14 protein-coding genes and 1 tRNA gene are annotated in these 15,228 nt (G+C 40.9%); 7 read left to right on the top strand and 8 right to left on the bottom strand.

All coding sequences use genetic code 11. The features are described 5' to 3' along the window. Nucleotides 1-29: 29 nt before the first annotated feature. Nucleotides 30-1,001, bottom strand: coding sequence for an ion channel (locus ACH3Z1_RS13530; protein WP_490822528.1), 972 nt, complete (start codon nucleotides 999-1,001; stop codon nucleotides 30-32). A gap of 149 nt (nucleotides 1,002-1,150) precedes the next feature. On the opposite strand from ACH3Z1_RS13530, the gene lepA reads away from it, so the two are divergent. Next, the gene (lepA, locus tag ACH3Z1_RS13525; protein ID WP_490822527.1) at nucleotides 1,151-2,935 is read left to right on the top strand and encodes a translation elongation factor 4; all 1,785 of its coding nucleotides are present in this window, start codon (nucleotides 1,151-1,153) and stop codon (nucleotides 2,933-2,935) included. Nucleotides 2,936-3,019: 84 nt separating this feature from the next. Here the strand turns inward: lepA and ACH3Z1_RS13520 are convergent, their stop codons facing one another. Genes ACH3Z1_RS13520 through ACH3Z1_RS13490 form a run of 7 tightly spaced genes read right to left on the bottom strand, consistent with a single transcriptional unit; the run spans nucleotide 3,020 to nucleotide 9,028 of the window. Further along, the gene (locus ACH3Z1_RS13520) at nucleotides 3,020-3,910 is read right to left on the bottom strand and encodes a hypothetical protein (RefSeq protein WP_490822526.1); all 891 of its coding nucleotides are present in this window, start codon (nucleotides 3,908-3,910) and stop codon (nucleotides 3,020-3,022) included. 51 nt (nucleotides 3,911-3,961) lie between these two features. Continuing rightward, a complete protein-coding gene (locus tag ACH3Z1_RS13515; protein ID WP_490822525.1) occupies nucleotides 3,962-4,519 on the bottom strand; it encodes a D-glycero-alpha-D-manno-heptose-1,7-bisphosphate 7-phosphatase in 558 nt (185 codons plus the stop codon). 4 nt (nucleotides 4,520-4,523) lie between these two features. After that, nucleotides 4,524-5,102, bottom strand: a complete 579-nt coding sequence (locus ACH3Z1_RS13510; protein ID WP_490822524.1) for a D-sedoheptulose-7-phosphate isomerase — start codon at nucleotides 5,100-5,102, stop codon at nucleotides 4,524-4,526. 4 nt (nucleotides 5,103-5,106) lie between these two features. Then, nucleotides 5,107-6,246, bottom strand: a complete 1,140-nt coding sequence (locus ACH3Z1_RS13505) for a glycosyltransferase (RefSeq protein WP_490822523.1) — start codon at nucleotides 6,244-6,246, stop codon at nucleotides 5,107-5,109. 11 nt (nucleotides 6,247-6,257) lie between these two features. Further along, a complete protein-coding gene (locus ACH3Z1_RS13500; protein WP_490822522.1) occupies nucleotides 6,258-7,202 on the bottom strand; it encodes a glycosyltransferase family 2 protein in 945 nt (314 codons plus the stop codon). A gap of 8 nt (nucleotides 7,203-7,210) precedes the next feature. After that, complete coding sequence (locus tag ACH3Z1_RS13495) at nucleotides 7,211-7,753, bottom strand: DUF4199 domain-containing protein (protein WP_490822521.1); 543 nt, start codon at nucleotides 7,751-7,753, stop codon at nucleotides 7,211-7,213. A 12-nt stretch (nucleotides 7,754-7,765) separates the two neighbouring features. Beyond that, nucleotides 7,766-9,028 carry a dihydroorotase gene (locus tag ACH3Z1_RS13490; RefSeq protein ID WP_490822520.1) on the bottom strand — a complete coding sequence of 421 codons (1,263 nt, stop codon included), beginning with the start codon at nucleotides 9,026-9,028 and terminating at the stop codon, nucleotides 7,766-7,768. 122 nt (nucleotides 9,029-9,150) lie between these two features. Here ACH3Z1_RS13490 and ACH3Z1_RS13485 point away from each other — a divergent pair. From ACH3Z1_RS13485 to ACH3Z1_RS13460, 6 genes are all read left to right on the top strand, one after another. Beyond that, nucleotides 9,151-9,227, top strand: a tRNA-Pro gene (locus ACH3Z1_RS13485). Nucleotides 9,228-9,374: 147 nt separating this feature from the next. Further along, nucleotides 9,375-10,544 (top strand): helix-turn-helix domain-containing protein, encoded by a 1,170-nt coding sequence (locus ACH3Z1_RS13480; protein WP_490822519.1) that lies wholly within the window; start codon nucleotides 9,375-9,377, stop codon nucleotides 10,542-10,544. A 48-nt stretch (nucleotides 10,545-10,592) separates the two neighbouring features. Continuing rightward, nucleotides 10,593-11,144 (top strand): Crp/Fnr family transcriptional regulator, encoded by a 552-nt coding sequence (locus ACH3Z1_RS13475; protein ID WP_490822518.1) that lies wholly within the window; start codon nucleotides 10,593-10,595, stop codon nucleotides 11,142-11,144. A gap of 73 nt (nucleotides 11,145-11,217) precedes the next feature. Continuing rightward, nucleotides 11,218-11,865 carry a hypothetical protein gene (locus ACH3Z1_RS13470; protein ID WP_490822517.1) on the top strand — a complete coding sequence of 216 codons (648 nt, stop codon included), beginning with the start codon at nucleotides 11,218-11,220 and terminating at the stop codon, nucleotides 11,863-11,865. Continuing rightward, nucleotides 11,862-12,647 (top strand): class I SAM-dependent methyltransferase, encoded by a 786-nt coding sequence (locus tag ACH3Z1_RS13465; protein WP_490822516.1) that lies wholly within the window; start codon nucleotides 11,862-11,864, stop codon nucleotides 12,645-12,647. The genes ACH3Z1_RS13470 and ACH3Z1_RS13465 overlap by 4 nt, the downstream gene beginning before the upstream one ends. Nucleotides 12,648-13,036: 389 nt before the next feature. Further along, nucleotides 13,037-15,115 carry a serine hydrolase gene (locus tag ACH3Z1_RS13460; protein ID WP_490822515.1) on the top strand — a complete coding sequence of 693 codons (2,079 nt, stop codon included), beginning with the start codon at nucleotides 13,037-13,039 and terminating at the stop codon, nucleotides 15,113-15,115. Nucleotides 15,116-15,228: the final 113 nt, after the last annotated feature.

Here is a 15,228-nt window from a genome sequence, read left to right as displayed (position 1 = left end):
ACTTGGATGATCATCCAAGTTCCTTTCGCTTAAAATTGCTTATTTGGTAATACAACTTGTTCATACGCATCCAACTGATCAAGGTGCAGCACTGTTTTCATACCATCTTCACTTGGATGATACATGGGTAGGAATTTTGCACCAAACACAAACTCTTCATAGGTGTAAGAAGTCCGTGAGATAACCGTATTGGAAAAGCTCTCATCAAAACCCTGCACAAACACCAGCATCTCCACATGTGCATTGGCCAGGTCTTCTTTACTGAAACCATAAATGGGACTTTCTTCATTGATAACATGTACCAATGTCCAGTTCGCCGTCATGGTATTGGCTTTGGCGATATCGAGCGGCATATTGAAGAAGCGGTTTTTGGTTTGTCCCTCTTCCTGTACCTGCATAGCCAGCGTAACTTTTACCTCTACATTCACCAGATAATTCCGCGTAAAAGGCACCATTCTGAACATGAGTGCAATGCCATCTTTAAAAGGGGCAACAATGGCATTCTTACTATATCGGATATAAGCTTTCGGTCTTGAAAAACGTCCCCACATAATACCGGTGGCAATGGCAAAAGTCATCAGCCCGGTTAATGCTTCCATCGATGCAGTAAAACTAGCCGCAAACCCCATTGGGTTAATACGTCCATAACCCACTGTGGTAAATGTTTGGGCGCTAAAGAAAAAAACTTCGCCAAACAGTTCCAATCCTTTCACCTGTAATAAACCACCGAGGTGTTCAATACCAATCAGGTAATAGATACCTGTAAAAATGAGGTTGGTGCCGAGAAAATAAGCCACCACCACCAGCAGAAATTTCCACATCGACATGGTGAGCAGTGAATGATAAATATTCAGACGCCCCCATAAATTCATCCCCACCACCTGCATGTTGGGATTACCATCGCGGTTGAAAAAACGTGCCCCTCCACTGAGGGTGGTATTGGTGCCCAGCCCTGTTTCATTGTTTAACTGGGCCCTTTTGTTCCATTTTCTGATCAGCATAATTTGCCGGGTTATGCCCGTAATTTAGTAGAAAAGACTATTGAAAGAAAGAAGAACCATCAAAATGAACCTAACAAGGGCAGAAATCTGAATAACCTTGTGCCTTGTCTCTTCGCTACTGACCCTTTTCAGTGTATCTTTGCGCACTTATGAAGCAGATCAGGAATTTTTGCATTATTGCGCATATTGACCATGGTAAAAGTACACTGGCAGACCGTTTGCTGGAACATACCAAAACCATTACCGAGCGTCAAATGATGGATCAGGTGCTGGATGATATGGACCTGGAACGTGAGAAAGGGATTACCATCAAGAGCCACGCCATACAGATTAATTATGCCTACAAAGGAGAACAATATGTATTAAACCTGATTGATACCCCGGGTCACGTAGATTTCAGCTATGAAGTGAGCCGTGCACTGGCAGCCTGTGAAGGGGCATTGCTACTGGTAGATGCTTCACAGGGTATACAGGCACAAACGATCAGTAATTTGTACCTCGCCATTGAGAATGACCTTGAAATCATCCCGGTGATCAATAAAATTGATATGGATGGGGCTAAAATCCCGGAAGTAACAGACCAGATTGTGGATTTGATTGGTTGTAAACAGGAAGATATTTTACTGGCCAGTGGTAAATCGGGTATTGGCATTGAAGAAATACTGCAAGCCATTGTTGAACGTATTCCTTCACCTTCAGGCGATACCGAAGCTCCGTTACAGGCGCTCATTTTTGATAGTGTATTCAATAGTTTTCGTGGTATCATCGTGTACTACCGTATCCTGAATGGAGTACTTAAAAAAGGAGACAAGATCCGCTTTGTAGCATCCGGTAACGATTATTTTGCCGATGAAGTAGGGGTGTTAAAACTCACCATGACGCCCAAAGATGAAGTTAGAGCAGGTGATGTGGGTTATATCATCACAGGGATTAAAAATGCCAAAGAAGTAAAAGTGGGTGATACCATTACACTGGCCGCCAATCCCGGTGAAATGATCAACGGATTTGAAGAAGTAAAACCCATGGTATTTGCCGGTATCTTTCCGGTAAACACAGATGAGTTTGAAGAACTGCGCGACTGTATGGATAAACTGCAGTTGAACGATGCTTCACTCACTTTCGAACTGGAAACATCACAGGCACTGGGTTTTGGTTTCCGATGCGGGTTCCTTGGCCTGCTGCACATGGAAATCATCCAGGAGCGATTGGAGCGGGAGTTCAACCAGACAGTTATTACTACTGTACCGAACGTAAGTTTTAGTGCATACACCACCCGAGGTGAAAAGATCATTGTAAACAATCCGGCCGAAATGCCTGATGTGGTGAAGATTGATCGTATTGAAGAACCTTTTATTAAAGCACAGATCATTACACTGCCGGATTATATCGGCAATATTATGACCCTTTGTTTGGGCAAGCGGGGTATACTCATCAACCAGAGTTATCTCACTCCTTCACGCGTGGAATTGATTTTTGAAATGCCTTTGACAGAGATCGTATTTGATTTCTACGATAAATTAAAAAGTTCAACCCGTGGTTATGCCTCATTCGATTATAACCCGATTGGTTATCGTGAAGCAGATATCGTTAAGATGGATATTCTGCTGAATAATGATAAAGTAGATGCTTTAAGCGCCTTGATTCACCGCAGTCGCGCACAGGATTTTGGACGAAGGTTATGTGAGAAATTGAAAGAGTTATTGCCTAAACAACAATTCCAGATTGCCATACAGGCCGCTATTGGTGCCAAAATCATTGCACGTGAAAACATCAGTGCCATGCGTAAAGATGTAACCGCTAAATGTTATGGTGGTGATATCAGCCGTAAGCGTAAACTCCTGGAGAAACAGAAAGAAGGTAAAAAACGTATGCGCCAGATCGGAAACGTAGAAGTACCACAGGAAGCGTTTCTGGCAGTGCTGAAGCTGGACTGATGAAATAAGAAATAGGAAGTAGGAAATGATTTTAATGACAACTTAACTTTCTTATTTCCTACTTCCTATTTTTTATTTCCTATTTCACTGTTTTCTCCCCCTCGTCTGATCCGGATTTACCCTTGCATCCGGGTTTGCTTCTTTGATATCGGGTTGATGCACCCATCTTCCACCCAGCCATTTGAAACCTTCAAATGTTCCATAAGGCACCAATGTGTGTTTCTTTTTGGTGTCGCCTTCTTCGCTCACCAGGTGCGCGAGTACAATCATATCTAATTCAGGGTCGTAGTTCAGTTTGGCATTGGCTTCTTTTTTAAACTCAACACAGAAGCGGAACGCAGGTTGTTTGGGTTTCAGGTCATCTTCCCGGTAATTAAAATAACGACCGCCAAACATAGGCGCACCATTCGCATCAAAAGTTAATACTTCCATCCATTTTTTGGTGCTTCGTGCATCGTTTTCATCATAGCCAAACAGTGTATAATAATTCCGGTTATTGTATTTGGTTTGAATGATATTATAGTACACTGCACCAATCCAGTTCTGTGCATTACGAACAGAATCTACCGGGGCCTCTGTATATTTCGATACATCGAATAATGGGAAAAGTTTCAGCGATCCGTCGGTGGTGCGCATTTGAATGGCGCCCTTCTGCCAGAAATGATTTCTGTCCTCCATCTGCAACTGCCAGGTAAAAATGCGGAAACTGCTATCGGGTGCATAGAGTTGTGATATGGTAGTAAGCGAATCGAAACGGTAGCGAAAAGAATGAGGTGTACGCAAAGCCCTTACGAGTCCGCGGATAAAAGCGCTGTCGGCACGAAAACGGGTTGTAAAATCGTCTTCGTTCATGATGCTGTAGGCAAGGGGTTTTATTTCGTCCTCCATTTGTTGCATACGCATACGATCGTCCTGCGCCGCTGCCGGGGCCAGACCACCGGTAAGCAATAAACAAGCAAACAGTAAAACTCTCATGACTGTAAAATTAAATCAATCAAAACGATGAAAAGTAGTTTTATGTTTTTCTTATACAGTGGTCAGCGCCGCAGCAAATTCTGCTAAACTGTTGAAACGAAGGTCGATATCAGGGTGTGGAAAAGCTGTTTCAGGGTGCGTAGTAGCCAGATAAACGGTATATATACCCGCATTTCTGCCAAATTTCATGTCGCTGGGTCTGTTGCCTACCATAATGCTTTTCGAAAGATCGATACCCGGGAAATCCTGTTGTGCCTGGAATGCCATACCGGGTTGTGGTTTACGGTTGGGGGAGTCGTCAGACAGATCGGAGCAGAAATATATTTTGTCAATACGACCACCCGCTTTTTCGATGACCGATAACATGTTACGATGAATATTTTCCAGGTCATCAAGGCTCATCACCCCTTTACCAACACCTTTCTGGTTGGTAACAATGACAATATGTTTGAAAAGTTTATTCAGTGATGCGAGTGCTTGCGGCACAGTGTCATAAAACATGAACTCAGCCCAATTCAGCACATAATCATTGTTCTTTTCATGATTCAACACGCCATCCCTATCTAAAAAAAGTGTCCAGTCATTGGTTACCTGTTCCAGTGCTAACATAATCTTATCCTTTAAAAATGGCAGCTTCGGTTAACTCACAAATAATATGTCCCAGCATAATATGACTCTCCTGAATACGTGGGGTATCGGTAGAAGGAATATTGAGTAAAAAATCTGATAAGTCTTTCATCCTACCACCTGAAGCGCCAGTAAAGCCAACGGTAGTAATGCCTTTGCTACGAGCAGTTTCAAATGCTTTTACAATATTGGGTGAATTGCCTGATGTGCTGATACCGATCAATACATCTCCTTTTTCCATGGTGCCATCCACTAAGCGGCTATAAATATCATCATAACTATAATCGTTGGCCACGGCAGTGAGGTAAGAGCTGTTACAATGAAGCGCATCAGAAGGCAAAGCCCTTCTGTTTTTAAAAAAACGTCCGGAAAATTCGGCCGCCAGGTGTTGAGCATCTGCGGCACTGCCACCATTGCCACAGAACATTACTTTATGTCCTGATTCAAATGCGGCCACAACAGCATCTGTTATTTGTTGTACCGTATTTTGTAACTGATCATCATTCAATATGGTTTGTTTCACTGCAATGGAGGCGGCGATGATGTCATGGATGCGTGTTGCCATATGATTATACTTTACTTTTTTCAACCAACTGCCAGATACTGTCTGTAAGTCCCTGCCAGTTGTAATTCTTTTTCTCATTGCGAAGATGAAACAAAAAATGCTCTTCGCCTAAACTGTATAACTGTTGAATGCCGTTGGCAATGGCTTCAGGATCGGATGCTGTAACGATCCCAACCTGTTCATGTGGTACCATGGCGGGTAAAGCTCCTACATTGGTTACCAGCATAGGCTTTTCAAAATGATAGGATAGTGGTGTGATACCGGATTGAGTAGCGTGGCGATAAGGCTGTATCACAAAATCGGCGGCACAGAGATAATTACGCACTTCATTGTCCGGTATAAAATCAGTTCTAAGGATGAGTAAATCCCGGATATTTAATTCATCAATCAATTGCTGGTATTGTTGCTCGTTTTCATAAAATTCTCCGGCAATCAACAGTGTAGGGGCAACTTTCTTTTCTTTCAGTATAGCCATGGCTTTCAGTAAAAGATCAAGCCCCTTGTACTGTCTGATAAAACCAAAAAATAAGATGATGTTTTTATCTGTAGGGATATCCAGTATTTTTCTGGCTGCCGTTTTTGTAATGGGCGCTCCAAAATTGTCATACAATGGATGAACAGTAGCAATAGCCGGTTTTTGTGTGAACTGTTTCAGGTCATCCAGCACTTTTTCGCTCATCGTAATAAATGCATCTACCGGTTGTACAAAGAAGCGTGTAAAAGCTTTATCACCGGCTCTTTTTTCATGTGGTATTACATTATCGGCAATACAAATAATTCTTGAACAACGATTTCTGCGGATGATACGAAGTATAGTGCCTAAACACGGCCCCATAAATGGAAGCCAATAACGTACCACCACCAGATCAGCGTTTTCTTTTTTGATCTTATTACCTATACGTATCCAGTTGAAAGGATTGATAGAATTGATAACAGACCGTATGGTAAGATCAGGAGGTTTTGGTTCATTGCCATACTGCGATTTACCGGGGAATAAAAAAGAAGGGTATTGTAAAGAGAAACTATAAATGATGACTTCATGCCCCTCCTGTATAAATTCACGGGCCAGCCTTTCATTAAAAGTAGCAATGCCGCCTCCTCTGAGTGGCCAGGCAGATCCGATGATGATAATTTTTTTCTTCATGCATCATTCAATCAGTCCAGTCCCGATTTTTCTTCAATGAGGTATACATTTCTTTCGGCAGCATTACGGGCTACCAGTTCTGCCACAAAACCAGTGAGGAACAATTGCATACCAATTATCATGGTTGTTAAGGCTATGTAAAAACTAGGTCTGTTGGTGAGTGAGAAATCGGATGAAAGAAATTTGGCGATGACCAGCGAAATACTGGCTCCCAGGCCAACCAGGAAGAACAGGGTGCCGAGTAAACCAAAAAATTGCATGGGTCTTTTTCCAAACTTACCAAGAAACATAATGGTGGCCAGGTCGAGAAAGCCATTGATAAAACGTTGCCAGCCAAACTTGGTGACACCATATTTTCTGGCACGATGCTCCACTACTTTTTCACCAATCTTCCTGAACCCGCTCCATTTGGCCAGAATAGGAATATAACGGTGCATTTCGCCATATACCTCAATGCTCTTGACTACTTTTTTACGGTAGGATTTAAGGCCACAGTTAAAATCATGTAAACGGATACCTGAACTTTTCCGCGCAACAGCATTGAACAATTTGGAGGGGAGATTTTTCGTGAGTGTGTTATCAAATCTTTTCTTCTTCCATCCACTCACCATATCATAACCCTCTTCAATGATCATGCGACGAAGTTCAGGTATCTCGTCAGGAGAATCCTGCATGTCTGCATCCATGGTAATGACTACGTCGCCAGTGGCAGCTTTAAAACCTTCATTCAGCGCGGCTGACTTGCCATAATTACGCTGGAATTTGATGCCCTTGAAATTTGAATTTTTTACCCCGATGGTTTGAATGACTTCCCAACTGGCGTCGGTACTGCCATCGTCTACCAGGATCACTTCATAGGAATAGCCGTTCTGCTTCATCACAGATTCAATCCACCCGCATAATTCAGGTAGCGACTCATCTTCATTATAAAGTGGAACGACTATTGACAGATCCATAGTTGAATTTATAATTGATCCTCGAATTTAGGCTCTCTTCTGATAATAAGACTGATGAGTAAAGATTTAACAAAGTTCCAGATCAATCCTATACCCAGACCAAGGAATACCTGTTTGAAAGAAGTATGCGGTGGTTCATTCTGGGCCTTGGTCATGGCTTCTTCAATTTGTTGTTCAGAAGCACCAAAAGATTCCATTAATTTCTGTGTTTTCTGGAGGCTGATCTCCATTACTTTTGCGGTAAGGTCAGGATCAACCATTGCATATAATACATAATTGCCGATGGCTTCAATCACAGCATACACTACATAAGCCAGGAAAGTAAATTTCAGGGCTTCTGCAAAAGTCATCAGGTTGCCATTTTGTTTACGCAGTTTAATACCTGCCACGATGAGTGTTACAATTACATACGGAACAAAAGTGCAAATACCTATGAGCGATACATATGTATCTGTACTAGCCATGGCCCAGCCGCCAAAATTGAGTGCCAGAAAAATTAAACCGGTAATCACGCCATACGTAATGGCTGCTTGATTGAAGTTGGGTTTCATGTATCAGTTGGTTTATGGTTGATGAATTTGACCTTTATGGATGGTAGCCACTATAGCGCCTTTCATGGGTCTGTTCATAAAAGCAGAGTTGGCAGATTTACTTTTCAGGGTATCCTTTGTCAGCATACTGTTGGCCGACCTGGAGAACAAAGTCAGTTCTGCCTGCACACCTTCCTGTATATTGGTCTTGGACAAACCAAAAATATTACGGGCATTATCTGATAGCAGTGCAACCAGTGTTTCATTACTTAACCCGGGTATGGTTTCATTCAAGACGGCAAAAACGGTCTGTAAGCCAAGCATGCCATAAGCCGCATATTCAAACTCACAGGTCTTGTGATCCCAATCCTGTGGTATATGATGTGAAGCGATACAATCAATCACACCCTCTTCCACCGCTTTTCGCAAAGCCAACATATCTGCTCTTGAACGTAAGGGAGGGTTTACTTTGAGATTGGTATCGTATTGTTGTAAATCTTCATCACAAAAGAACAGATGGTAGGGGGTAACGCTGCAGCTAACGGACAAACCTTCTGCTTTAGCCGCTTTGATGAGCGAAACACTGTTGGCGGTAGATATACCTGTAATGTGCAATCTGGAACCTGTATACCTGAGAAGATCGAGGTCTCTTTTAATAAACAGTTCTTCTGCCAATGTGGGTAATCCCGGTAATCCCAGTCTGGTAGAAACAATGCCTTCATTGATCAATCCACCAGCGCCAATACTTTTATCAATGGGTAATTGAATCAATACCCCATCAAATGCTTTTACATATTGTAAGGCTTTGAGGAAAAGTCCGGGTGACTGTACGGGATTGAGTCCATCGGAGAAAGCAATGGCGCCACTATTGCGCATATCGTACATTTCTGCCAATGAACTGCCTTCCATTTTTTTGGTGATGGCACCAATAGGGTGGATGCTGGCGGGTAAATGTTGTGAACCCAGCCTGATGTATTCTACCTGGGCCTTATTATCGGTAACAGGTTTATTATCGGGAAGAGCAAATACTTGTGTATAACCACCTGCTGCTGCAGCAGCAGCCAGTGTGTCGAGGGTTTCCTTGTATTCATAACCTGGATCGCAGCCATGTGCAAAAATATCGACCCAGCCGGGTGATACGGTTAAGCCATCGGCGGCCATTTCTTTGTCGGCCGATACATTTATGTTCGCTGCTATTGTAGTAATGATACCGTCCTCAATTAAAATATCCCTGACCTGTCCATTGATTGAAGTGTTTGAATCGGCGATCTTAGCCTGCCTGATGAGGATCTTCATGTAGCGGGTATAAAATTTTGTGCAATATAACCTGAATTTTTGTTTTACCCCTATATTTGCAGCCCCTTTTGGATGACGGATGGCTGATGTCAGATGTCTGATTTGAAAGAGGGAGAATAGTACGGGACGTAGCGCAGCCCGGTAGCGCGTTTGCATGGGGTGCAAGAGGTCGCTGGTTCGAATCCAGTCGTCCCGACCAGGAAAGAGTTCTAAGTAATTAGGACTCTTTTTTATTCGAACGTACTTATCGGTAAAGACTTTAGGGGTTTTAATTGGGCTATTGGGTTAACTTTTTGAACTAACTTTAGCTGAAATGCGGGATAAAATCTAAGTTATTGTCAACGAAATGATTTACTACATAGGGTTAGGTATCAATTTTTTTCTGTTCTTGCTTCTGGTTACTAAGAAAGGTAAAAACCTTGCAGATACTATTTTAGCTGTATGGCTCTTTGTTATTGCACTGCATACTGTTTTTTATATCATTAACCTCGAACCGGTAACTATTCATAATATTCACTGGATAATGTCTACAGCGAGTGCTTTCCCGCTTTTACATGGTCCTTTTCTTTATTTGTACACAGCAGCTTCTACTAACCAGCTTCCTTCTAATAAAAGGAAATGGTGGATGCATTTTTTACCGGCATTAGTTACTATTATTTACCTCATACCATTGTACCTGCTGAGTGCCGAAGAGAAAATGGAAGTTTACCGTAATAATGGAAAAGGGTACGAAACAGCTAATACCATTTTACTGACCCTGATTCAATTGTCTGGATTGGTATATGTCACCTGGTCATTCATTTTATTGCGAAACCATAAACGGAATATAGGAGAGCAGTTTTCATATGAGGAACGCATTAACCTCAACTGGCTGCGTTACCTGATATATGGACTGCTGATTATCTGGTTAATCATTATTATCTTAAAAAAGAATTCAATCATTTTCGGGGCAGGTGTTGTTTTTGTTACCCTGATCGGGTTTCTCGGCATCAGGCAGGTAGGCATATTTGGGAAAAACCAGGTTTTCGCACCCGATAACAAAGCGGAATCTGAAGAGGGGACGGACTTGCCCGAATTGACACAGTCAATTAATACAGATCAGGTAAAAGAAACGGCAGAAAATAACCTTCGAAAAAAATATGCCAATTCAGGTCTCACAGCTGAGATGGCAACAACTTTGCACAGCAGGTTAACGCATTTGATGGTAGAGGAGAAACTTTATACAGAACCCGAATTGTCACTGGTGACTCTTGCCGCCAGGTTAAACGTTCATTCCAATTATCTTTCTCAGGTAATCAATGAAAGAGAAAACAAAAATTTCTTTGATTATATCAATGGGTTAAGGGTGGAAGAATTTAAAAGATTGATAGCGCTGCCTTCCAATAGCCAGTTTACCATCATGAGTATTGCATATGAATGTGGTTTTAATGCTAAATCTTCTTTTAACAAGAACTTTAAAAGAGTAACCGGACAGTCACCATCCGCCTATATGGAACAGCTTTCCGGGAAAGCGTAAATTGTTATCTGGACATGGTACTTAAAGTGGCAATCAAAGCTGTTACATATGAGACTAACAGAAGAATTACTTAAAAATATTGGTCGTTTCACTGCGGAAGAAATAATCCTTTTTACTGAAAAAGCGATCAGTCGAAATTTTAAAAAGAATGAAATACTGCTCAATGAAGGCGATGTATGTAAATCGGCTTATTATATTATTGCAGGAGAAGCATTCCAGTTCTCGTATAATGATATTGACGAAAATATTATTGATCTTCATACTAACAATGATTGGTGCCTTAATCATTCAAGCTTTGTTACCCAAAAGCCTTCTGCGTTAACCATCAAAGCATATTCTGATCTGACAGTTTTAGAGCTGCCGATGAAATCTGTTCATGAATTAATCGCTCTCTCACCTTCATTCTTTCAATTGGGTAAAGTGCTGGAACAAACCGTATCAAGAGTCCGGTATTTTGATCAGACAAATACAGCCGAAGAAAAACATAGTCAGCTTTTTTCATCAAGACCAGAACTGTTCCAGAAGTTTCCGCTAAAAATGATTGCCGCCTACCTGAAAATTGCTCCGGAAACACTTAGCCGCATTCGGGGAAGAAAATAGTTTTCATTTATTGACATTCGTCAAGTGATGCTTTAATACCCCATTCCAATCTTTGCTTTTCAAAAAATATAAAATGGAAAAGCAATTTAAAAAGGCATCAGGGGTTAGTTTATTATCAGGTGCGGTTCTTGCTACGCTTACTATGGCGATGCACCCAATAGGTGGTAGTATGGCAGAGATCGCTACGAAAAAAGGAATATTTATGTTTTCACACGCGTTAGCGATTGTGAGTATTCCTTTTATCTGCTTTGGTTTTTGGGGATTGGCCACAGTTTTGACAACGAAAAGCAACATATCATTCCTGGCATTTTCTGTTACCTTTTTTGGTTTAATAGCGGTAATGATGGCTGGAACCGTTAACGGTTTTGTATTGCCTTCTTTTGCATCAAATTACGCTGGCAGTTCAGTAGATGGTTCTGTTTTACAGGCAATACGTGATTATGGCTGGCTTATAGGAAAATCCATGGATTATTTTTTTATTGTAGCTCTTTCGATGGCCATTTTAATCTGGTCGGTTATTGTGATAGTCAACGGCCAACTTTCCAAATGGCTGGGTTATTATGGTTTGCTGATTGTACTTGTTACGCTGATTGGGCTTCTGATGAAGTTTAATTTCACTACAGTATGGGGTTTCGGCTTATTTATTTTCAGTCTTGTCAGTTGGATAATTATCGCCGCCATTCTTTTAATTATTACGCCTGTAAAAAATACAAGTTTATGAATGAAACTGAAGTAGGTCAATATTGGAACAAGAATGCGCCTGTTTGGACAAACCTGGTAAGGTCAGGGTATGATGTGTACAGGGATTACCTGAATACACCTGCATTCTTTGCCATATTACCGGATATACAGAATAAAAAAGGAATTGATATTGGATGCGGGGAAGGTTATAATACAAGGTTGTTGGCAGACAAGGGTGCAATATTGGAGGCTATTGATATTGCACCTGTTTTCATTGAAAACGCCAAGGAGATAGAGCGTGAATTTCCTCAAGGCATAAATTATACAGTAGCCAGCGCCACTCGGTTACCTTTTCAAAACGAAGGTTTTGATTTTGCGACTTCATTTATGTGCCTGATGGATTTACCTGAACCTGAAAAAGCCATACAGGAAGCATACAGGGTTTTAAAACCGGGCGGCTTTTTCCAGTTCTCCATAGAGCATCCATGTTTTAAACCACCTTATTTAAAAAAGTTGCGCGATACCCAGGGGAAAACCTATGCGGTTGAAGTAGGCAGGTATTTTTCAGGTAATGACGGCGAAATTGAACAGTGGATATTTGGGAATACCCCACCATTATTAAAATTAAAAACACCACAGTTCCAGGTGCCACGTTTTCACAGAACCTTGACTTTCTGGATGAATGCAGTTATTAAAGCTGGGTTTTTAATTGAGGAGATCAATGAACCGAGCCCATCTGATAAAATCCTAAAAGAAAAGCCATCCTTGCAAAGTGCCACGGTTGTAGCCTATTTTCTTCATATCAGGTGCAGGAAACCATAGAACCTGGCAATATTTCATGAACGAATAATATGCTGCAATGTATTAACGTATCGTTTACGCTGATATCAACTTAAGTGAATGGATACAAAATGTGAAATGGCATTTTGTAGCATATAATATTAAGTATGCTGCAAAAAAATCTTAGCCGGTATAACCTGTTTATTTCATTCTATAAGGTTCATCTTGTAATATAAGTCAATCTTAGCTGATCTTTTTTATAAAACATTGATTTTCAATTCTATTTGAAACGGTCTCTCATTGCAGGGCAGGTCTTCAAAGCTAATAGGTGTAATGATTTTTACAGCCGATAAAAAACATGATTAGCAAACAAATGATGGAACGAATCAGCGGTTCACTCCATCAGATTTCAAACGAAGTAACCAACAAAAATGAAACAAACTATTACAACGCTGTTGATGATCTGCCTTTCCATGACAGTTAAAGCACAAACAAATGATACCCGTTTAGCGGGTATAGACAGTATGGTAAACCGGATTTTAAAAGAATGGAATGTGCCAGGTGTTTCCATTTCGGTCGTAGAGAAGAACAAAATTCTGATGGCAAAGGGTTATGGCTTCAAAGACAGGGAGCATCAGAAACCTGTTACAGAAAATACGCTTTTTGCCATTGGCAGTTGTACCAAAGCTTTTACGGCATCATTGGTCAATTATTTGGTAAAGGATTTTGAGCTTGATTTGGATGCACCCATCCACCAATACTTTCCTGAATTGAAATTTTATAACAACGATCTCACTACCCATGTTTCGGTGAGGGATATGTTATGCCATCGTACAGGTTTACCAAGACATGATTATGCCTGGTATAGTGGTGCCATGGGTAACAGAGACAGCATGGTGCGTTTGATTCGTTACCTGGAACCCAGTGCTCCTTTACGCCAAAGGTTTCAGTACAATAACCTGACTTATGTTGCTATTGGCAGATTATTGGAAAGAACCTATCAGAAAAGCTGGGAACAGCTTGTGGAAGAAAAGTTTTTTAAGCCTTTGGGAATGAGGAGTTCTACAACTGGTTCTATTTTAGAGGCAGCCGATTTCTCTTATGGGTACATCTATAAAAATGGTCAGGTACAGCAACTGGATGTATTACCAACGTCTTTATGTGGTATTGCCCCGGCAGGTGGTATTGTTTCATCCGCAAAAGACATGGCCAACTGGTTATTGATGTGGACCAACGAGGGAAAGTTTGAAGGCAAAGAAATCATCACCCCCGATTATTATAAGCAGGTCATCAGTTCTCAAATGATTGCTTCAGCCAATTTGCCATCGAAACACATGCCTGATTATTATTTTTTCAATTATGGTCTGGGCTGGTATACGGCTAACTACAGGGGACATTATGGCGTTGGGCACGCTGGTAATGTAAACGGGTTTAGTTCTTTTGCTTCTTTTCTGCCAACCGACAGTATAGGAATATTTATATCTGTTAACCAAAACAATTCTGAAGTGCCTCGCATTCTTCACAACCTGATTGCTGACAGGATGATTGGTGCCGGTTACAGAGACTGGAATGGTATGATGAAGATGCAGGCAAATAATAAGTCCGTAACTGCAGATAACAATAATAAAGCAACAAAACCTTCTCACACATTTGCTGATTTCAGTGGCATATATAAAAATGATGCCTATGGAACAATTGTTATCAATGAGAATAAAGACGGCTTAACCGGAACATTTAACCGTTGGAAATTGAAGATTCAGCATTTTCAATACAACTATTTTACATTCTCTATTGATGAAAAAGTATTTGATGGTAGCGAAGCAATAAAGGGCGAATTTACTGTTACTGTTGATGGCGCTGTTGCTTCATTGAAAATGCCTTTTGAAAGCAGTGTAAAAGATATAGAGTTTAAAAAACAGGTATCAGCCAGCAAGATTGTTAAGGTAGATGTAACGCAATACATCGGAGACTACGATTTTAATGGAACCATCGCCAGAATTTATGTTACCGATGGAAACAGGCTCAAAGCTTTGGTGGCCGGTCAGCCCGAGTTTGATTTGCTCCCGATAAAACAGGATGAGTTTGCAGTACAAGGGGCAAAAGGCGTTAGTATAAAATTTGAAAGAGATGAAAAGGGGAATATCCTGGCAGGTCTATTCATTCAACCCAATGGAACGTTCAGGGTCAAGAAAGTAGGAACTGGTAAAGTAGAAGAGACAGCTATGTTGAGCCAGGAAAATAAACCAACAACTACTTACAATGATTTTGTAAAATATGTTGGTGAGTATAATATGGCTGGACAAACGGTTAAAGTTTATCTAAAGGGAGCCTCACTTATGTCTGTCATACCCGGACAGCCAGAGTACACACTTGTAGCGGGTAGTAAAGACGAGTTTACCATTAAGGGAGTGAATGGTTATAGTGTAAAATTTGAAGCAAATAATAAAGCCGAAATAATCGCTTTTATACTTGTTCAGCCCAACGGAAGTATAAGAGCAGAGAAAAAATAAACACTTATTGCGATTAATCGGCTATTTGACATGTATTAGTCTGATAGTATAAATTAACTTAAGTTAATTTATTAAGATATGTATTATTCTATCCTTGTCAGGAAAAATAAATC

The sequence above is a fragment of the Sediminibacterium sp. FW305-C-49 genome (assembly GCF_058231085.1).
The sequence above is the reverse complement of the archived record's forward strand: the minus strand, read 5'-3'. Positions and strand labels throughout refer to the sequence as shown.